The following is a 19,386-nucleotide window of genomic DNA, read 5'->3' on the forward strand; positions in this document are numbered from 1 at the left end:
TATTCATCACGATTACTAGGAACTTAAAGCCGCCCGAAGGTTGCGACCGGGGCGGCTTTTTTGCGCCTATACCCTAAACCAAAAGCCCGCCGTTCTTCCGGAGACCGGAAGGACAGGCGGGCTTTTGCTGACGTATGATGTTATGAGTTCCCGCTCGCTTTGGCTTTGTCATCATCCGAAGCAGGCTCGATCAGTTGATCGGCGGGCGTATTCGGATCATGCCAATTGGCGATCAGCTTGCGAATATATTCGATGTCTTTTTCGTCCGGATCGTAATACCAAAGGGAGTCGCGCATGGCTCCTTTGCCTTTAAGCATGTAATTGCTGATGGCCGGCATGCTGCCCCCTTCATAGAAGGTTTTGGCCAGATCGATCATAAAGGTGGAGGTCATGTTCGTTTTGAAATTGCTTCCCGCGACTTTCATCAAATCCGGCAGTTTCGTAATATTTTTGATTTCAAGCGCTCTTGCCAGAATCGCGTCGATCAGCACGCGGTGCCTCATCGTCCGGTTAAAGTCGGAGTCTTCGCGGTAGCGGGCGTAGCTGAGCGCGTCCTTGCCGTCGTAAATCGGTTTGTTCGGCTCGATCCGGAGCTTTTCGTGGTATTTCTGTTTGTTTTCGATCACTTTGGTGATCGGGAGACGCACGCCCCCAAGCTTGTCGACGACGTCTTTCAGGCCTTGAAAATTAATGGTGGCGTAAAAATCGACGTTGCTTCCCAGCAGGTTTTCCACCGTGTCGACGCTGCGTTTGATCCCGCCGCGGGCATACGCCGCGTTGATTTTGCTTTTTTTGTTTTCCTCGGCGATTTCGGTGTAGGTGTCCCGCGGGATGGAGATGAGCAGGACTTTGCCGTCCTTCGGACGCACGACGGAAAAGATGATCGTATCGGAACGTCCCGGTTCGTTTTTTCGTTCATCGGTGCCAAGGAGCAAAATCGAAAACGGGTTTTGAACCTTTTCCGGTTTTACCTCTTCGTCGATTTTTTCATAGGATTGGTCAAGCGTCTCGGCAACGGTATCTTTCATCAGCGTATCAAAAGCGAGCAGCGCGACTTGTTTCCGGAAGATATATCCGGCTCCTGCCGCGAGCAGCAGGCAGATCAGCGTAACGAGCAGCCACGTTTTTCCTTTTCGCTTTTTTTTCCTTTTCCTGGGGCGGGTAAGCCGCGTCGGCTCTTGATTTTCCATCGGTCACTCCTGTTTCGATTTACAAAATTTTCTTCCGCTTTCCATCATTTTATAGTATTCTCTTAACCAAAATCAACCGAGGGTTCGCGATCGTTCGTCACCAGCGGCGTTTTTTCGTTTTTTGGCAGCAAAAAAGACGGCCGTTGAAGGAGCCGCCGATCGGAAAGCGAATGTTATTTTCAACAAAAAAATAATATCCGCTAGAATTGGAATTGAGTTATAGCGATGCTGCTATTCTATGAATTTAGGGCAAAATGTTTGTGTTGAAGACGCTCCAGCTTGCGGATGATCTCTTTTTGCCATCTGGCGTCGTCCAGCTGTTTGGCAAGATTCAGCAAATCCAAATAATCGTCAATACGCAGCTCGGCGCATTGGGCCGATGGGTTTACCATGCTCGTCGACTCCTTACCATTGGTGTTGATTGCGATTCTTACATCATTGTATCACACTTCATTCGGGTAGTGATAATTTTTCTCAATGAAAAATATAAATTTTTTAATGCGAAGGAGCGTGTGCGCAGTATGGAGAAACCACTCAAATGGCTTGATTGGGCCAAGCAAATTCAGGGCATTGCCCAGACGGGACTCGCCTACGCCAAGGACGTATACGACAGGGAACGGTACGAGCAGCTGCGGGCGCTCAGCCTGGAGATCATGGCGGAATATACGGAAGTGGAAACCGGCAAGCTGGCCGAATTGTTTGCGGGCGAACACGGCTATGCCACCCCGAAGGTGGATATCCGGGGCGTCGTCATTCGAAATGGCGAAATTTTGCTGGTTCGCGAAAAGGAAGACGGGGAGTGGTCGCTGCCGGGCGGATGGGCCGACCTGCTGCTGTCCCCGACCGAAATTGCGGTCAAAGAGGTGCGTGAAGAATCGGGTTACGAGGTGAAGGCGCTGCGTCTGCTGGCCGTGATGGACAACCAGAAACATAATCCGCCCGCTCCCTATCATGTCTATAAAATGTTTATTCAATGCGAGATTACGGGGGGCCGGGCGCAGGAAGGCGTGGAGACGAGCGGCGTAAGGTTTTTTGGCAGGGAGGAGCTTCCCGAGCTATCGCGCAGCCGCAATACGGAAGCGCAGATCCGCCTGATGTTTGAACTGCTGGAACATCCGGAACGCATCCCGGTGATCGATTAGAAGGGAAAGCAGCGCCTTCACCGTCAAGGGGGTCCTGACTTCCCTAAGCGGTACGAAAACGCGGCTGCGGGAAAAGGTGTATGTTCCATGAGCATGTCTGTTAGAATAAGAAGGAACGCAACAAACGGCGGCAACGAGCTGAATTTAAGCTGAGAAAGGATGACATCATGCTGACGATTACCGAATATGAGGTGGAGCATATTAATGACCCGTTCCGCATTTTGGCGGGCAAACGTTACGAATACAAGCTGGATCTCGAGGTTCCGGAGGACGACGAGCTTTACTCCGAAAACGGGCTGTACGTCCGGGCCATCTATAACGAGCTGGAAGAGGGCGGAAATCTCGTCAAATACGATTTGTACGAAAAATCGACGGACCGTTATCTCGACTTCGATCTGGAAGAGGACGAGGTTCGGATGATCGAGGCGTTTTGCCGCGAGCATCTGGGGGATGCGGAAGCATGAGACGTACGCCCGTGACGGTCCCTTACGGCTATGAACCTCCCGCAGAGCAAAACAAGGGGACGCTGATTTTTTACGATGCCTTTGAGGACATCACCGTCCAAGGACTGCTTAAAGCGGAGAAAACGGCGGAAGAACGTGCGTTTTCGCGGTTGGTGCTGTATCCGCTGCATGAAGAAACGGCCAAACGCATGCTGAAGGCTGCCGTCAGTGCTTATTACAAACGCGAGCGGCAGCTGGAGAGCTGGAAGGAAGAACATCGTTCCTCCGCCGTGATCGAGGGATTTGAAGCCAAGCGGAAAAAATATACCCCGATGGACACGGCTTTGCGCCATTTGACGGAGAAATACCCGGCTCCGCATTTTTTGTACCTGACGCCGGACATGGCAAACCTGTTTGCGTCCTACGCTTCTTTTAAAGACTGGATCGTCCGGCTGCGGCTCATTTTGTCGGAGCGCCCGGAGCGGGTACACCCGCTGCTTGAAGAATACCAGAACCGCTGGGACGTATCGGGAGAACCCAGGGCAGGGGAATAAGCTATTCATGCAATGTAAACACAGCCGGCATTCGTGCCGGTTTTTTAAATGCAAAGGATGTTTATTGCACCGGGCTCCGAAAAAATACGAGAACGGGCTGAAATCGAGGCCCTGATACCGGGCTATCTTACTTTTTTTGTTGGGGCCGTGCCTCCTTCGGATGGTTGCTCATTCCCGGAAAGCCCGGTAAACTTAATAGTAACGGTTTTGAACTAGATTTCGTTAGGAGTTTTTAAATATATGAGTGTGGAAACGATGACGATGGAGAGGGCGCAGCAGCTGCTGCAAACCTATTACGGGTACCCGGATTTCCGGGAGGGCCAGAAAAAGATCGTCCTCAGTCTGCTGGAAGGAAACGATACGCTGGGCATCATGCCGACGGGCGGGGGCAAATCGATCTGTTACCAGATTCCGGCGCTGATGCTGCCGGGTCTGACGCTGGTCGTTTCGCCGCTGATTTCGCTGATGAAGGACCAGGTGGATGCGTTAACGGCGATGGGCATTCCGGCTGCGTACATCAACAGCACGCTGAGCGGCAAGGAAGTCAACGAGCGGATCCGCGCCGCCAAACGCGGCGATTTGAAGCTGCTGTACGTGGCGCCGGAGCGGCTGGAGGTCGAATGGTTCCGCGACGAGATGAACCAGCTTTCCATCTCCTGCGTCGCGGTGGACGAGGCGCATTGCGTGTCCCAGTGGGGGCATGATTTCCGGACGAGCTACCTGGCGGTGGCGCCGTTCGTCGAAAGCCTTCGCGACCGGCCGATCGTCGCCGCCTTTACGGCCACGGCCACGCCGGAGGTCACGGACGATATGGTTCGGCTGCTCCGTTTGGAAAAGCCCGAAGTGTTCGTCACGGGGCTGAGCCGCGACAATTTGGCGATGTCGGTGCTGCGCGGGGAAAACAAGCGCGATTTTGTCATGAAATATGCCGAGGTTCATTCGCATCAGCCGGGAATCATCTATGCCGCCACCCGCAAAGACGTGGACGATTTGTACGAACGTTTGCGCAGCAACGGGCTGGCCGCGGGGAGATACCATGCCGGCATGAGCGACGAGGAGCGGGCGGCAAGTCAGGAGGCTTTCCTGTACGATGATATCCGGGTCATGGTGGCGACCAACGCATTCGGGATGGGGATCGACAAATCGAACGTACGGTACGTCATCCATTACAACATGCCGAAAAACATGGAGGCTTACATCCAGGAAGCGGGCCGCGCGGGCCGCGACGGCGAACCGAGCCAGTGCATTTTGCTGTTCGGCGCCCAGGACATCATCACGCAAAAGTTTCTGATCGAGCAAAATCCGCAGGACCCGGAGCGTAAAGCCAACGATTACCGCAAACTGCAGCAGATGGTCGATTACTGCTATACGACACGCTGCCTTCGGAGCGCCATGCTCGATTATTTCGGGGAAAAGCATGAGGACAAGCCCTGCGGGATCTGCAGTTCCTGCACGGACGAACGCGAGCTGGTCGACATGACGATCGATGCGCAAAAAATATTTTCCTGCATCCACCGCATGCGCGAACGGTTTGGCGTATCCATGGTGGCGGCCGTTTTGAAGGGCTCCCGCAACAAGAAGGTGCTTCAATACCGGTTCGATGAGCTGTCGACCTATGGCGCGATGTCGGACCGGACGGAAAAGGAAATTTCGGAGATCATTAACGTCATGGCCTCGGAAGGGTACTTATCCCTCTCGGAGGGACAATATCCGGTCTTGAAGCTTCAGCCGCTGGCTGCGGAGGTGCTGAAAGGGCAGCGGAAGGTGATGCAGCGCCTGCCGGCCAAGGCGGCTTCCGGAGACGGTACGGGCGGGCGCTCCGGCAGTTCGCGGAGAGACTATTCGCCGTCGGCCGTCAACGAGACGGTGTTCGAACAGCTGCGCCTGATCCGGCGCGAGCTTGCGGAGCGGGAGCGCGTGCCTTCCTATATCATCTTCAACGATGCGACGCTTCGCGAGATGAGCGTGGTATGCCCGCAGACCGAACAAGCCATGCTGAAAGTAAAAGGCGTGGGCGAAGTGAAATACCGCAAATACGGCAAGCCGTTCCTGGATTTTTTCCGGGAGATGGGCGACGACCGTTACGACGGCGATTATGAATAATAGAAGGAATGTGAACCCATGAAAGTCATTTTATCGACCTTAAACGCCAAGTTCATCCACACCTCGCTGGCGATCCGCCTCCTGAAGGCCTACAGCGAGCATGCGTTTGACATTGAGCTGGCGGAATATACGATCAAGGATCCGGTGATGAACATCGTCTCCGACTTGTTCCAGCGGCGCCCCGACGTGATCGGTTTTTCCTGTTACATCTGGAACATCGAAGAGACGCTCCGGGTGATCGACATCGTCAAAAAGGTCATGCCCGCAGTCAAAATCGTCCTCGGCGGTCCTGAAGTGTCTTATGACACGGGGTTTTGGATGGAGCGCGCGAAAGGCGTCGATTTTATCGTCATGGGCGAAGGCGAGGAGACGTTCCATCATCTGCTGCAGGTGATCGAAGGCGACCGGAAATACCATTTTGTGTACGGCATCGCCTACCGGAAAGGGGAAGAGGTGATCATCAATCCGCCCCGCCCGAAAAGCGATTTGAATTCGCTGCCGTCCCCGCACCGTTTTCAGGAGGACATTCCGAACCTCGGCAAACGGATCGTTTATTTCGAAACAAGCCGGGGCTGCCCGTTCCAATGCCAGTTTTGCCTGTCAAGCATCGAAAACGGGGTGCGTTATTACGACATTGAGCGGGTCAAAGCGGATATTACGTATTTGATCGACAAGGGCGCCAAAGTGATCAAGTTTTTGGACCGGACCTTCAACATCAACCACAGCTATGCGATGGAAATGTTCAAGTTCCTGATCGAAAATAACCGCGGCTGCATTTTCCAGTTCGAAATTACGGCCGACATCATGCGTCCCGAGGTGCTGCAATTTTTGGCGGACAACGCGCCGCCCGGCATCTTCCGCTTCGAGATCGGGGTGCAGTCCACCAACGACCCGACCAACGTGCTGGTCAAACGCCGGCAAAACTTCGAGAAGCTGTCCCGGACCGTCAATATCATCAAAAACAGCGGCCGGATCGCGCAGCATCTCGATTTGATCGCAGGCCTGCCGGAGGAAGATTACGACACGTTCCGAAAAACGTTCAACGACGTGTTTGCGCTCAGGCCGGAAGAGCTGCAGCTCGGCTTTCTGAAAATGCTGCGCGGGACCGGCCTCCGGCGCGACGCCGAAAAATACGAATATACTTACATGGATCAGGCGCCTTACGAAATTCTCGGCAGCCATAAGCTTCCGTTCGAAGACATCGTGCGGCTGAAAAGGCTCGAGGACGTGCTCGAGAAATATTGGAACGCGCACCGGATGGATCATACGCTGAACTATTTAATGAAGCATGAATTCGACTCGCCGTTCGATTTCTTTCAGGAATTCGGCGATTATTGGGAAGGGCAGGGATGGCAAAAAATCGGCCACCAGCTGGAGGATCTGTTCACGCGCCTGTCCGCTTTTCTCGCGCATCGGGGCATCCGGCGGATGGACGTGGCGCTGGGCCTGATGAAGCTGGATTATTTCCTGAACCACAAATACAAGCCGCGCAAAATTTGGTGGAGCGAGCCGATCGATAAACAGGAGTGGAGCACATTGATGCGGCGGGTGCTGGATCATCCCGAAAACGTATCCGGCAGCTTCGCGGGGCTTGGAATCGGCGAAAGGGAGCTGCAAAAGCATGCCGTTCTGGAGGTGCTTCCTTTCAGGCTGGAAGACGTGCTGGCGGGAGGTACGGGCGAAACGCCGGAAGGAACGCCGCTGCGGCAGCTTCTGATGGTGCTGTACCAGCAGGATGACAGCGAGCAGCCGGTCTATTACACGATGGAGCTGGAACCGGCCGGCTCGGCGCAAAGCTGATTCCTTAACGAAAAAAAACGCTCTCGGCCATAAAGTCGAACTTTATGGAACCGAGAGCGTTTTTGCGTGGAAAGGGTTATGCTTCCTCTCCGGAACTCGTTTGCAAAGAAGACGGGGTATGGCGGTCGAGCCAGTCGATGACGTCCGCCGTAACCTCGTCCCGGTTGACTTCGTTCAGCATTTCATGCCGTCCTTCCGGATAGAGCCGGCATTCCACGTCGGCCAGACCCAGGTTGCGGTAAACCGCTTCGAGGCGGCGGACCCCCCGGCCGTTCAGGCCGACCGGATCTCTTTCCCCGCTGAACAGGTAGACGGGCTTATGCTTCGGAATGCCTTGATACCCTTCCGGTTGCTGGATTTCCTGGAGCAAGCCGAAAAAATCCCGGAAAAATCTTGTCGTGCAAATCGCCCCGCAGTAAGGGTCTTCGATGTAACGGTCGACTTCGGCCGGGTCGCGCGACAACCAATCGAACCGGGTGCGGTTAGGGGCAAAGGCCTTATTGAATCCGCCGAACACGATGGCGTTCATCATCAGGCTGCGATGCGAATCGCCCTGCAGCGCCCGCTGCAGGGAGGCCAGCGTTTTGCCTGCGCGAAGCATGCCGCGCGGACCGTTGGTGCCGGATAAAATGAAACCGTCGTACCCGTCCGATCGCGTCATGATGACCTTTTGCACGAGAAAGGATCCCATGCTGTGCCCCATCAGGAACAAGGGGGCGCGGGGATGCTGAGCTCGCGCCAGCCGGCCCAGCTGGACGATATCCTGAACCATGAGCTGAAATCCGTTTTCTCCGACGTCTCCCAGCCGCTCGAGCGAACCGGCGGTCAAGCCGTGTCCGCGCTGGTCATGGGCGTATACCGCATATCCTTTGCCGGTCAGCGCCGAAGCGAAGCGGCCGTAACGTTCGGCGGTTTCGCACATGCCGTGGGCGATCTGGACGATGCCGGCGATTTCGGCCTCCGGATCGGGAAGCCACTGATAGACATGAAGCTTCGTTCCATGAGGATCTGTCATCGCAAAGGTCTGCTCAAGCATGCGCCATCCCTCCTCGTTATCCATTAGGAACCCTCAGGCCGGCCGCAGGATCGGCTGCCGAGGTTCGAAAATATATAAAAGCGAATAGATTATTCCGGCAAATAAGAACGAAGCACGGTTGCGTTGCCTTCCAAAGTGTATGCGCCGAGGTTGGCCGGAAGAAGGAAACATTGGCCCGCCTTGATGTCCAGGGAACCGCCGTTCCAGCCCAGCTTCCCGCTGCCGTCGCATACGACCAGGATCGTAAAGCTTTCCGGCGTCGTGTTCAAATTCCAGGAGCCGTCCACGATGCCTTTTTCCACGATAAAATAAGGCGATTTGGCGATTTGCAGCCATTCTCCGGCACCCAGGCCGCCCGTTTTCATCGTCGTTGCGCCGGAGCCTTCGAACGCGGTAACGTTCAGGGAATCCTCGATATGAAGCTCGCGCGGTTTGCCGTCCAGGCCCGGACGGTCATAATCGTAAATGCGGTAGGTCGTATCGGAGTTTTGCTGAATCTCCGCCACGACGACGCCCGCGCAAAGGGCGTGAACCGTACCCGCAGGGATGTAGAACGTGTCGCCGGCTTCGACGGATACTTCGCGCAGCGTATCCATGACGGTTCCGTTTTCCAGCGCCGCTTTCATGCTTTCGCGGGTGACGCCTTCCTTCAGGCCGTAAATGATTTTGGCCCCGGGTTTGGCGTCGAGGACGTACCACATTTCCGTTTTGCCGAGCTCGCCTTTCGGCAGGCCTTCATAGTCGTCCGTCGGGTGAACCTGCACGGACAGGTTGTCGTTGCAGTCGAGGAGCTTGATCAGGAGCGGAAAGCGCCCGTTTTTCTCGGAAAAGCCTTTGCTGCCGAACCATTCCTTGCCGAGCTCTTCGCGGATTTGATCGAGTCCTTTTCCGGCCAGTTCGCCGTTGACGACGGTCGTGGTGCCGTTCGGATGATCGGCGATCATCCAGCCTTCGCCGATATGCCCTTCCGGAGGGGTGAGGCCGAAACGTTCAAGGGCGCGGCCGCCCCATACGCGTTCTTTGAATTCGGGTTGGAACAATAATGGATAAGGTTGTGTCATAGCTGCATCTTCCTTTCAAGTCATTAATCTGAACATGATTCGTTGAATCAAACCGCTTGCATTCGGATTCGTCAGATCCGAGATCTATATGTTTCAGGCGCACATGCTTGGATGTGCCACCCGCGGTTTACCGCTTTTTTTCGATCGCGACGACGTACGGCGCGTCGTTTCGCTGAAGCTGCCTGTACATCACCGTCTGGCACGTATCCTGGGGCAGGCTTGAGGCCCAGGCCGTCACCGCTTCCGCTTCGGCAGCCCCGCCGGCATGGCCGGGATACAGCACGGCCGTAATGATCCCTTTGGGGCGGAGCAGCGAAAGCGAGGCTTCCAGCGCTTCAAGCGTGCTTTCCGTTTTCGTTATGATATGTTTGTCGGCATCCGTCGCAGGCAGATAGCCCAGATTAAACATGACGGCGCCGACGCGGCCCCGGCACTCCGGGGGGATGTATGCCGTCATCCGCGCGTGGCTTGCAAGAAACAGGGAAACGGAAGCCATGCCGCCGGCAGGCTCCCGGGACAGCCGTTCCTCGGCAAGGCGAAGCGCCTGCTCTTGAATATCGAAGCCGTACACCCGGCCTTTAGGCCCTGCGGCCTTGGCGAGGAACGCCGTGTCGGCTCCCGTGCCGACCGTGGCGTCGACGGCGATGTCGCCGGGCGCCAGGCGTCCTTCGATTTGCTTATGCGCGAAGCTGAGTACGGATAAAAAACCCATTTACGCGTTCCTCCAATATTTCCCTTGCCATGTATCCCGCGCTTTCAGTTCGGCGTCGATGCCGTTGAGCACTTTCCATTTATTGAGGCTCCACATCGGTCCGATCAGCAGCTTGCGCGGCGCGTCGCCCGTCAGGCGATGGACGATCATGTCCGGCGGCAGCATCTCGAGCGTGTCGACGACAAGCTTGATGTATTCGTCCTCCTCCAGAAAGCGGAGCAAGCCGGCTTCATGCTGGCGTACCATCGGCGTGCCTTTCATGAGATGGAGCAGGTGGATCTTGATCCCCTGCACGCCCATTTTGGATACTTCGTATCCGGTTTCGAGCATCATTTCATGCGTTTCCTGCGGAAGTCCGTAAATGATGTGGGCACAGACCCGGATGCCATGCTTGCGGAGCTTGGCGACGGCATCCACGAAACATTTCGTATCATGGGCGCGGTTGATCAGCTCGGAAGTGGAATCGTGGACCGTTTGCAGCCCCATTTCGACCCAGAGGTAGGTCCGCCGGTTCAGCTCGGCCAAATATTCGACGACATCGTCCGGCAAGCAATCGGGCCTAGTCGCGATCGACAAGCCGACGACGCCGGGCTGCCGCAGGATCGTTTCGTAATATTCCCTCAGCACCTCTAACGGCGCATAGGTATTCGTGTAAGCCTGAAAATATCCGATGTACTTCGCGTTCGGCCATTTCAGGTGCTGTTTGTCCCGGATTTCATTGAATTGGGTGACGAGGTCGTCACGGCGTTTGCCGGCGAAGTCTCCCGATCCGCGCGCGCTGCAGAACGTGCAGCCGCCCCTGGCGATCGTGCCGTCGCGGTTCGGGCAGGTGAAGCCGGCATCGAGCATGACCTTGAACACCTTTTCGTCGAACTCGCGGCGCATTTCGTAATTCCAGGTATGGAACCTTTTATCTTCCCATAGAAGCGGAGGGCTTGCTGCTTTCGAATGCATGTAAAGTTGCTCCTTTTTGGCGTATCAGCAAAGGTTAAACCGTTATGGCTTACTGCTTGCTCTATTGTAGCAAAAAAAATCGGGGAAGGGTATGAGAGGGCGAAACCGAGTCATTTTTATCGGCGGCCGGGCATATGATTTATTGAAAAAACTTACATGAAATGTTATATTAAAAGTGAGAGTCGGAGCGCTCCTGTTTTCGCAAAACCGGCACCGATTCATAAAAGAAACGAATCTCGGCAACCATAATCCGTGAGGTGATCATGATGAGTTATTTAACCGCAGAAGCTTCAGGAAAAGGTAAAATTGCTGTGGAATTGACTCCGGAGGAGGCGCTTGCGTTGACGGGCGTCAAATTTAACGGAAATCCGGAGGTGAAAGCGGAGGCGCATCGAAAAATTCGCAAAGCCTTCGAAAAGACATTTGATTTTCAGTATCAAGATAGGTTAGACTAACAACAAAGAATTCGTTGGACCCCAATTCCAAATAGATTTGGAAAAGGAATTCTGCGCCCCTTGGCATCGCTGCCGGGTGGCCGGAATTCTTTTTCTTTTTTTCCGGGGATGCTCTTTACATTTGAGTGTATCTTCGGCACAATATTGCAAGTAAGCTGTCCGCGAATACCTGCGCGGATATTAAAGCGATGAAAGTGGAGGTATGAAATGCGTTTACGCGGCAGAAAAGGAATCCGGGAGAATTTGGAGGCCCAGGCCGGCTTCGTTATTCTTGATCCCCGGTCCCATAAAGGAAAATGGCATACGTTATTCGGCAACGACCGTCCCATTTACGTGGAGCTCGGCATGGGCAAAGGCCAGTTTATCAGCCAGATGAGCTTCCGTTATCCGGACATTAATTTTATAGGCATCGATATGTATGACGAACTGATCCGCCGGGCGAGCGAAAAGGCCCGTTTGGCCTGGTCCGAGCGGAATGTCGAAACGCCCCCGAATTTGCGGCTCGCGCTTGCGAACGTGGAATTTTTGGAGGACGTGTTCGAAGAAGGGGAAATCGAGCGGATTTTTTTGAATTTCAGCGATCCTTGGCCTAAAGCGAGACATGCCCGCCGCCGTTTGACACATCCCCGTTTTTTGGAGAAATATCGCCGCTTGCTGAACGAAAACGGAGAAATTCATCTCAAGACCGACTCGCAGACGCTGTTCGAGTTTTCGTTGAACGCTTTTGCCGATTTCGGCCTGCAAATGACGAACATTTCGCTAAACCTTCACCGCGAAGGTCCCAACGAACAGCATGTCATGACCGAATACGAAACGAAATTCCACGGGCAAGGCGTGAACATCCACCGCTGCGAGGCCATCGTCGGGGAAAAAGCGCTGCAGCGTTACCAGGAACACCGGCTCGACAATTACCGCCTGCAGGACAAGCCTCAAGCGAACAAAAGCGGGCAGGAATAACGAGGGAACCTAGAGCTGCGATGCAGCCCGGTCTTTTATAACAAAAAACAATCCCTGCGAACGTGCGCCGGCCGGTTTGGCCGCGGGGCCCGTTTGCGGGGATTTTTTGTAAGCGCAAAAAAACGGCGCCTTCCTTCTCAGGAGGACACCGTTTTCGAATCCAGCATTTCGATGATGCTATGCGCGCTTTCCATCGGGCGGTACCGGGCAATGCTCTGCAGCTGCTCTTCCCGCCGCCGCCGGATGCCGTCCAAATCGCCGACGAGCTTGTCCATCCATTTTACGATGACGTCCAGCGACGAAATCGGCTCGCCCAGCCCTTGCGCGGTGAAATAATGGCAGTTTTCTTCCTCCTGCCCGGGAAGGGGATGGTGGAACAGCATCGGGATGCCTTTCGCCAAACCTTCCGTGCAGGTCATCCCGCCCGGTTTCGTGACGAGGAGGTCCGACACTTCCATCAGCTTGTCCACTTCGAGCGTAAACCCGATCAAATGGATGTTGGGATGATTGTATTTGGGGTCCTGCTCCAGCTTTTTCAGCTCTTTTTCGTTATTGCCGAGACAGAACAGAATCTGGACCTTGTCCTTCCAGCGGGTCAAAAAATCGTTGATGACCTCGTCGTTCATGATGCCCCAGCCCCCGCCCATCACCATGACCGTAGGCATGTCCTTCAGCCCGAAGCGTTCGCGGATTTCTTCCTTCCCGGGATGCTCCCAGAAGCTGGGATGGACGGGGATGCCGGTGACCTTGATTCTGGAAGGGGGAACCCCTTGGTGGATCATTTTGGCCCGCACCTCCTGGGTGGAAACCAAATAACGGTCGACCTGCGGGGTGATCCATGTGCCGTGCGCGTCATAGTCCGTGATGACGGTACACAGCAATATTTGCTCTCCGAGCCGCTTCAGGCGCGAGATGACGGCGCTCGGGATGGGATGCGTGCAGACGACGATATCCGGCCGCAGCTGGTGGACGACGTTTTTCGTATGCGTGTAAAAAATGCGGTGCAGCGCAAGCGTCGTAAAACGGTTCAATGATTTGTTGTATTGATGGCGGTACATCATGCCGACCAGCTTGGGCTGCGAAAGCACGGTTTTTTTATATGCGGTGATGATCAAAGGCGCAACCTTCGGGTTCAAAAAACTTCCAAGTTCAAGGACTCTCGTCTGAACGTTCGGTGAGAGTTTGCGTAGACTGCTTGAGAGTGCGTACGCAGCTCGAGTATGTCCAGCACCGAAGCCTTCAGATAATAACAATACCCTTTTTTTGCTCACTCTCAATTCACCTGTTCCTGCTTGTTTTGGTCTAATTACACCTTATCCGCTTTAGGGCCATAATGCAACCGTTCCCGCGGCAACGGCCGTCCCGATGGTCGCGCCTGCGAGGCAATCGGAGGGATAGTGCAGGCCTAAATACATGCGGGATACGGCGACGGACAAAGCGACCGGTACCAGGACCCAAGCCAAAACGGGGCATGCGGCCACAAAAGGCGTAACCAGCGAGAAAACGGCGGTCGTATGGCCCGACGGAAATGAGTGGTCCGTCAGCGGATTGCGAAACGTGTTCGTCCCCGGCAGCGTCAAATACGGCCGTTGCCTGGGCCATGTTTTTTTCGACACGGCTACGGGAATATGGCTTAATGCGAGCGCCACGCCGGCCTGCAGTCCGTATGTGCTCCACGGTTTGGGCGCCAAAAGCCACATGGACAGGGAAAACAAGATCGTAAACCAAGCGCCGCCAATATGGGTAATATAATAAAGCCAGCGATTTACCATGCTCCGGTGCAAGCTGCTGTTCACCTTTGTAAATAACTGTTGGTCCAAACGTTTTAATTTCTGAATAAGACGGATCATGGGATACCTCCGGGCGTAGTTTAGCCATAGCGGGCGCTGGTTTGATATTTTTTTCATGAATTTATCATATTTTGAATCCGTCGGCTTTTCAAGAACGATCGCGAAAAGGGGTCATTTTCGGAACAATTAGTCCTGAAAATGACCCCTGAAACGTATACGGGGAGTATGCGGTTGGATCCGAGGGGAGGCCCCGCCCGTTTAACGAAAAGTTTGGATTGCCGAAGACTTAAGGAGGTTTTTGGCAACGGTAAAGTGCGGGAAGAAGCCTTTCGACAGCGGAATTGTCAGCTCGCCATCCAGGGTGATGTCGTAATGGTTCCATTCGTTCGGGGAAATCGCTTGGATATATTTAATGTTGACCAGGAAGCTTTTATGGCACTGAAAGAGACATGGCGTCGATTGGCTGGCGATGTCTTTTAAATTGGACGTGCTGTCGATCTTCTCGTTGTCGGACAAGGTCACCTGAATAACGTTTTTGCCCGTTTTCTCCAAGCATTTGATGAGATTTTCGACCAGGATCAGCTTTTTGTTGTCATGCTTGAGCGTAATGTAGTTCAGACGGTCTTCGTTTTCGGCAATTGCGGCCAATTTGCTTTCCAGAAGGCGGCTGGACGCCAACTTGATCGATGACAACAACGTATTATAGCCGGAAAAATGAAGCCGAAGCGGCTTTTCGTTGGCATAAGAAATCATTTTTTTCATGAATTCCCCGCAATCCTCATCGCCGCACAGGCACAGAATTTCGATGTTGTTTTCCTGTTCGCACAGTTTCGCTAACAAAATCCGCAGATGGCATAGCGTGGACTTGGATAATTCCCATATGAAGATAAAACCGTCGTTTTTACGGGCGAATCCAGAAACTCCTTGGGATTCTTCAGGTTGTATACCCTATTGTTTTTGAGGTGAGCTGACAATTTGATTTTCAATGAATAGTTCGATGAATAGACGGCTACATCCGGAAAATAGGGCAGCAAATGATTAACCTCCTAATCGTAGTCGTGATCGCAAGGGAACAAAAAGAATATGTTTACCTAAATTACCTATATATGGAATCTGTTGATTATTATACTAATTAATGATGAATAAATCAAAAATAGGAATATAAAAGGAAAATGCGACATTGAACTACATGAATTGAGGAGTTTCGTCAGACGATGTACCACATATCCTCAGATATTAGTGTTTTACCCAAAAACTGTTAACTAGAGTCGGAAAATTATATATCATGAATCATGTAGCTACGTTCCTATTGCCTGGCCGGCAAAAAACAAAGGAGGTTTCATAATATGGTATGTAAATACAGTTGCCCAAGCGGAATGTCCGGCGGCACCCCGGTGCCTGGTGACGACAGCGGCTGCGTATCCAGCACGGATTGCGTCAGAACACGTTATATTTACCAGTACTATACCCCTTGCTACCAAAACGGTTCGATCCAGGTTTGGAAATACTGCAACTCCGAATGGGGAAATTGTTGCTAGTCATGCAGGCCATATCGACAGGTGCCCAAGGTTTTGGGCGCCTGTTTGATCCATGCTCCGGAAAGGGTGACGCGAACATGCAGGAACAAGAATATATGAAATTCCTTAAGAAGCGGACGATGGCGCCGATTCCGATCGGGGAGAACATGCCGACCCCGTTTGCGTTTGACCGAGCCGGGCACGAAGCCGCGATCGATTTCGGGCCGACCGGAACGGTGATCTTTTTTATGAGCAAAACTTGCGAAAAATGCGATTTTTCGCTGTTAAGCCAATATTCCGAAACCTTTCGTTTTAAAACGTACTTATTTGTGGATGCCGACGACGATTTTGCAAGTGAGATTGAAAGAATGTATCCCGGGTTTGAAGTTTTCAAATCGGATCTGACCGTGTTGTTCAAGGAAATCAGAGTCGAAGCGGTTCCGCTGGTATATGCCGTGAATAAGGTTGGCCAAATCGTCGGAGGCGGGCTGTTCAATACTTACGAGAGTCTGACGCGCAAGATTTCGCCGCTGATCGAGGTGTTCGGTTCCGGGAGCATTTTGAATGAAAACATTTCGTGAAGGGCTCGGATTGTTCGCTTTATCTTTTAAGGAAGTGTGGATCGCGGACAAAACCTATTTCTTCTTCAGCCTCTTGATGCTGACCGCGATTCCTTTCCAGATGAATGCTTCGATTTATCTCGGCTCCGCGCTGATCAACGACCTCTCTTCCCCGAACTTCGAGTTCGGCGGGGTTCTCCGGCTGATCGTTCTTATCGTCGGCATGGAACTGGCGGTAACGGTACTGGGTCAGCTTCAGCAAAAGTTCAACTTGGCGTTTACGGAAAAGTTCACGCTTCGGCAAAAAACGAGATTGCTGGATTATTATTATTCGATCGATCTCGTGGAAAAGGAAAATCCGTCGTTTCACGGCAAGGCGCAATTCAATGAATTCGCGTTGTCCAAAATCGAAAGCAATTACCAATCGTTCCTGTCCTTGGCTTCGCTGCTGGTCAGCATCTCTCTTTCTCTTTATTTGCTGCGCAATCTAAGTCCGGCTGCGATGATCTGTCTATTGGCGGTGTGCGTCGCTAGGGGCATGTTGGAGCTGAAGACGATCCGAAACCGAGTCGAAGTCACGAACGTCCTTCAAACTTCGCACCGTACGTACGGTTATCTGTACCAGTTGTTGAGCAATTTTGCGGCGCATAAGGAAATGATGGTAAACCAGGCATACCCGTTCTTTAAAAAGCTTTGGCTTGAAAGGAAACGGGAGGCCTTTGAACTGCAATACGGATTGGAAAAAAAGACAATCGTTTTCGTTACGATAAGCAAGATCCTGTCGGGTTTGTTCAAACTCGGGCTTGCCGTCCTGATCATCTATTACATTTATAATAGAAAATTGACGATCGGCGATTACATGGCCATCACCATGGCCGCGCCGCTGATCGAATCCAATATATTGAACCTGTTTAATCTTGGCGGAAAATTTTACGAGAACACCAGTTATCTCCGGCTGGCCGGGGACATGCTGTCTGCCGGAGGCGGAGACGCCGGTTCCCGGGGCAGCGTCATCGGCGAGATCCAGTCGATCGCGGTCCGGAATCTCTCTTTTCGATATCCGAACCGAACCGAAAATGCCTTAAACGGCATTCGCCTGTCGATCCGCAAAGGCGAAATAATCGCCATCGTAGGCGACAACGCATCCGGCAAAACCACCCTTGTCAAGCTAATATTGGGGTTATATCCGCCGGAGCCCGGCAGCGTATTTTACAATCAAACGGATTTGAACGACATCCATCTGCCATCGGTATGGAACCAGGTCAGCGCGGTGTTTCAGGATTTCTCGAAGTATGAACTCGACATTCGCCACAATATCGCGTTATCCGATCTGAAGGAGATCCATAACGACCAAAGGCTGTACGAACTCGCCGATGCGTTCGGGATCGCGAATATCATGCTTCCGGAGCGGGGCCTCGAAACGCAGCTTGGCTACTTGACGGAGGATTCCATCAATCTCTCGGGAGGCCAGTGGCAAAGAATCGCGCTGGCAAGAGCGCTGTTCAAACAAGCTTCGCTCGTCGTCTTGGACGAGCCTACTTCAGCCATCGATCCCAATAGCGAGCTGGAGCTGCTTAACCGTTTGCTGGACGCGTCCGGCGAAAAGACGCTAATCGTCATTACGCATCGCATCGGCATTGCGGCCAACGTGGACAAGATCGTCGTGATGCAAAACGGCGAAATCAAGGAAGTCGGAAGCCATTCGGATCTCGTCCATGCCCAAGGCTATTATTTCGATATGTGGATGAAACAAAAAGAGCTGTACAACAAGCAGGAAAAGGAGGTCGCTTACCCATGACCGATTTTGCTTCGGTCGTCGACTTTGAAGGCAATGAGATCCGCTTCAACGACGGCCGCCCCCAATTGTTTCTGTTCGTGTCTTTATTCTGCAACCATTGCGTCGAGTTTTTGCCGCAAATCAGCGTTCTCCGCAGCAAAATCCCTGAAATGGGACTCGTGCTGTTCTGCAACGGGGATGAAGAGGAGCATCGGGACCTGAAGGCCTATTTTCATTGGGACTTTCCGATCGTCTATTTGGAGCCGGAAGATGCGACGCTGACGTATGACGTTGAATCTTTCCCCTACATGATTTTGGTCAAAAACCGCCAAAAAGTGCTGGGAGCCTCTTTGACGGAGTGGGAGAAATACGAGGACCGGCTCGTTTCGGAGTGTTTGGTATGATCCTGTCTTCGATCGGCCAGTGCCTTTTGGTATTCGTATTTTGCATATCCGCCATTTCCAAAAGCCTGGATGTCGGCGAATTCAAGATCAGCATCCGGCAATTCGGCATCCTAACCAACGACCGGGCGATCGCCGCGGCCGCTTACTTGTTTATTTTGGGCGAGTTTGCGGCATCCGTATTGATCGTGTTTGCTTTCGGCCGGGTCATTACGCTTGTCCTGACCATGGCGCTCATGACGACGTTTGTCGCCGCGCTGCTCAAAGTATCGTTCGAAAAAAAGACGGTGCACTGCAACTGTTTCGGACAGAGCCGCAAACCGACGAACAAGCTTTACGCCATCGGGCGCAATGTCGTCATCATCGCGCTCATCCTGTTTTGCTGGACGTTTCAGGCGAGCCCGCGCTTTTCTCTATCGGAAAACGTCATGATGTATGCCGTTTTGGCGAATGGCTCGCTGTTCGCGGTCCTGATCAAGCAGTATTGGTACAAAAGGGGGAAGGGGATTCATGCTTGAAACGCTCCCATATGCGCTGAGCCTTGTCTCCTTGGGGCTGGCCGTTCTTTTGATAGGGTACGTCAGGCGGGCCGCCGCCCTTGAAAAGCTGCTGAAAACCGGGGAGATGCTTTACAGGAACCAGGTGCCGGCAGCGGATTTGGAAACGGCATTCGACATTATTTTTATCGACGCCGAATCCGAACCCGAATTTTTGCGCAACCGGGCCGCTTACGATTCCGGCAGAACGGCCGTCGTGTGCTATCATGCCCCCGAATACCGCATGAATCTGTTTCGAAAAAAATTACCGGGCCATATGATCGTTTGCGGGGATGCAGGCAAAGAACTGGCGCAGGCGCTGGACGTCAAAAAGTATCCTAGCCTGCTCAGGCTGAATTATTCCAAGGCATCGGTCAAAAAAATCATGTAAGGAGTGC

Annotated in this window: 21 protein-coding genes; 12 read left to right on the top strand and 9 right to left on the bottom strand. The window is 53.1% G+C overall.

Features of this window, described 5'->3' with window-relative positions; genetic code table 11:
- Positions 1 to 140: 140 nt before the first annotated feature.
- Together NYE48_RS05835 and NYE48_RS05840 are read right to left on the bottom strand one after the other, a co-directional pair.
- A complete protein-coding gene (locus tag NYE48_RS05835) occupies positions 141 to 1,190 on the bottom strand; it encodes an LCP family protein (RefSeq protein WP_036708428.1) in 1,050 nt (349 codons plus the stop codon).
- A 236-nt stretch (positions 1,191 to 1,426) separates the two neighbouring features.
- The gene (locus tag NYE48_RS05840) at positions 1,427 to 1,582 is read right to left on the bottom strand and encodes a hypothetical protein (protein ID WP_197069936.1); all 156 of its coding nucleotides are present in this window, start codon (positions 1,580 to 1,582) and stop codon (positions 1,427 to 1,429) included.
- A 129-nt stretch (positions 1,583 to 1,711) separates the two neighbouring features.
- On the opposite strand from NYE48_RS05840, the gene NYE48_RS05845 reads away from it, so the two are divergent.
- The 5 genes from NYE48_RS05845 (at position 1,712) to NYE48_RS05865 (ending at position 7,232) form a co-directional block, all read left to right on the top strand.
- Positions 1,712 to 2,332, top strand: a complete 621-nt coding sequence (locus tag NYE48_RS05845; protein WP_212949146.1) for an NUDIX hydrolase — start codon at positions 1,712 to 1,714, stop codon at positions 2,330 to 2,332.
- A gap of 167 nt (positions 2,333 to 2,499) precedes the next feature.
- Entirely contained in the window at positions 2,500 to 2,796 is a 297-nt protein-coding gene (locus NYE48_RS05850; protein ID WP_340997450.1) for a DUF6509 family protein, read from the top strand.
- Positions 2,793 to 3,329: a hypothetical protein gene (locus NYE48_RS05855; protein WP_212949144.1), complete on the top strand. Its 537-nt coding sequence runs from the start codon at positions 2,793 to 2,795 to the stop codon at positions 3,327 to 3,329. Before NYE48_RS05850 ends, NYE48_RS05855 begins: the two co-directional genes overlap by 4 nt.
- 240 nt (positions 3,330 to 3,569) lie before the next feature.
- The gene (gene recQ, locus NYE48_RS05860; RefSeq protein ID WP_212949142.1) at positions 3,570 to 5,432 is read left to right on the top strand and encodes a DNA helicase RecQ; all 1,863 of its coding nucleotides are present in this window, start codon (positions 3,570 to 3,572) and stop codon (positions 5,430 to 5,432) included.
- Between the two features lie 18 nt (positions 5,433 to 5,450).
- Entirely contained in the window at positions 5,451 to 7,232 is a 1,782-nt protein-coding gene (locus NYE48_RS05865) for a B12-binding domain-containing radical SAM protein (RefSeq protein WP_212949140.1), read from the top strand.
- Between the two features lie 76 nt (positions 7,233 to 7,308).
- Here the strand turns inward: NYE48_RS05865 and NYE48_RS05870 are convergent, their stop codons facing one another.
- The 4 genes from NYE48_RS05870 to NYE48_RS05885 all read right to left on the bottom strand — a co-directional run bounded on the left by NYE48_RS05870 (position 7,309) and on the right by NYE48_RS05885 (position 10,995).
- On the bottom strand, positions 7,309 to 8,268 hold the full coding sequence (locus NYE48_RS05870) for an alpha/beta hydrolase (RefSeq protein ID WP_340997454.1): 960 nt from the start codon (positions 8,266 to 8,268) through the stop codon (positions 7,309 to 7,311).
- 89 nt (positions 8,269 to 8,357) lie between these two features.
- Entirely contained in the window at positions 8,358 to 9,329 is a 972-nt protein-coding gene (locus tag NYE48_RS05875) for a type I phosphomannose isomerase catalytic subunit (protein WP_212949136.1), read from the bottom strand.
- Between the two features lie 127 nt (positions 9,330 to 9,456).
- Positions 9,457 to 10,041, bottom strand: a complete 585-nt coding sequence (locus NYE48_RS05880; RefSeq protein WP_212949134.1) for a class I SAM-dependent methyltransferase — start codon at positions 10,039 to 10,041, stop codon at positions 9,457 to 9,459.
- Positions 10,042 to 10,995, bottom strand: a complete 954-nt coding sequence (locus NYE48_RS05885) for a TIGR01212 family radical SAM protein (protein ID WP_340997458.1) — start codon at positions 10,993 to 10,995, stop codon at positions 10,042 to 10,044. It abuts the gene before it with no gap.
- Positions 10,996 to 11,261: 266 nt separating this feature from the next.
- On the opposite strand from NYE48_RS05885, the gene NYE48_RS05890 reads away from it, so the two are divergent.
- Positions 11,262 to 11,450: a hypothetical protein gene (locus tag NYE48_RS05890; protein ID WP_036708437.1), complete on the top strand. Its 189-nt coding sequence runs from the start codon at positions 11,262 to 11,264 to the stop codon at positions 11,448 to 11,450.
- A gap of 207 nt (positions 11,451 to 11,657) precedes the next feature.
- Positions 11,658 to 12,407 (top strand): tRNA (guanosine(46)-N7)-methyltransferase TrmB, encoded by a 750-nt coding sequence (trmB, locus tag NYE48_RS05895; RefSeq protein ID WP_036708440.1) that lies wholly within the window; start codon positions 11,658 to 11,660, stop codon positions 12,405 to 12,407.
- Between the two features lie 137 nt (positions 12,408 to 12,544).
- Here the strand turns inward: trmB and NYE48_RS05900 are convergent, their stop codons facing one another.
- The 3 genes from NYE48_RS05900 to NYE48_RS05910 all read right to left on the bottom strand — a co-directional run bounded on the left by NYE48_RS05900 (position 12,545) and on the right by NYE48_RS05910 (position 14,959).
- Positions 12,545 to 13,678 carry a UDP-N-acetylglucosamine--LPS N-acetylglucosamine transferase gene (locus NYE48_RS05900; RefSeq protein WP_036708443.1) on the bottom strand — a complete coding sequence of 378 codons (1,134 nt, stop codon included), beginning with the start codon at positions 13,676 to 13,678 and terminating at the stop codon, positions 12,545 to 12,547.
- Between the two features lie 51 nt (positions 13,679 to 13,729).
- Complete coding sequence (locus NYE48_RS05905) at positions 13,730 to 14,257, bottom strand: phosphatase PAP2 family protein (protein ID WP_036708445.1); 528 nt, start codon at positions 14,255 to 14,257, stop codon at positions 13,730 to 13,732.
- 198 nt (positions 14,258 to 14,455) lie between these two features.
- Positions 14,456 to 14,959 carry a LytTR family DNA-binding domain-containing protein gene (locus NYE48_RS05910; protein ID WP_340997463.1) on the bottom strand — a complete coding sequence of 168 codons (504 nt, stop codon included), beginning with the start codon at positions 14,957 to 14,959 and terminating at the stop codon, positions 14,456 to 14,458.
- An 853-nt stretch (positions 14,960 to 15,812) separates the two neighbouring features.
- On the opposite strand from NYE48_RS05910, the gene NYE48_RS05915 reads away from it, so the two are divergent.
- Genes NYE48_RS05915 through NYE48_RS05935 form a run of 5 tightly spaced genes read left to right on the top strand, consistent with a single transcriptional unit; the run spans position 15,813 to position 19,379 of the window.
- On the top strand, positions 15,813 to 16,295 hold the full coding sequence (locus NYE48_RS05915; protein ID WP_340997464.1) for a hypothetical protein: 483 nt from the start codon (positions 15,813 to 15,815) through the stop codon (positions 16,293 to 16,295).
- Complete coding sequence (locus tag NYE48_RS05920) at positions 16,279 to 18,072, top strand: ATP-binding cassette domain-containing protein (protein ID WP_340997466.1); 1,794 nt, start codon at positions 16,279 to 16,281, stop codon at positions 18,070 to 18,072. Before NYE48_RS05915 ends, NYE48_RS05920 begins: the two co-directional genes overlap by 17 nt.
- Positions 18,069 to 18,455: a hypothetical protein gene (locus NYE48_RS05925; RefSeq protein WP_212949124.1), complete on the top strand. Its 387-nt coding sequence runs from the start codon at positions 18,069 to 18,071 to the stop codon at positions 18,453 to 18,455. The genes NYE48_RS05920 and NYE48_RS05925 overlap by 4 nt, the downstream gene beginning before the upstream one ends.
- The gene (locus NYE48_RS05930) at positions 18,452 to 18,970 is read left to right on the top strand and encodes a MauE/DoxX family redox-associated membrane protein (protein WP_212949123.1); all 519 of its coding nucleotides are present in this window, start codon (positions 18,452 to 18,454) and stop codon (positions 18,968 to 18,970) included. Before NYE48_RS05925 ends, NYE48_RS05930 begins: the two co-directional genes overlap by 4 nt.
- Positions 18,963 to 19,379, top strand: coding sequence for a hypothetical protein (locus NYE48_RS05935; RefSeq protein WP_036708462.1), 417 nt, complete (start codon positions 18,963 to 18,965; stop codon positions 19,377 to 19,379). The genes NYE48_RS05930 and NYE48_RS05935 overlap by 8 nt, the downstream gene beginning before the upstream one ends.
- The last annotated feature ends 7 nt before the right edge of the window (positions 19,380 to 19,386 follow it).

Origin of the sequence: Paenibacillus sp. FSL M7-1455, from assembly GCF_038004655.1 — a bacterium.
GTDB lineage: Bacteria > Bacillota > Bacilli > Paenibacillales > Paenibacillaceae > Paenibacillus_AQ > Paenibacillus_AQ cookii.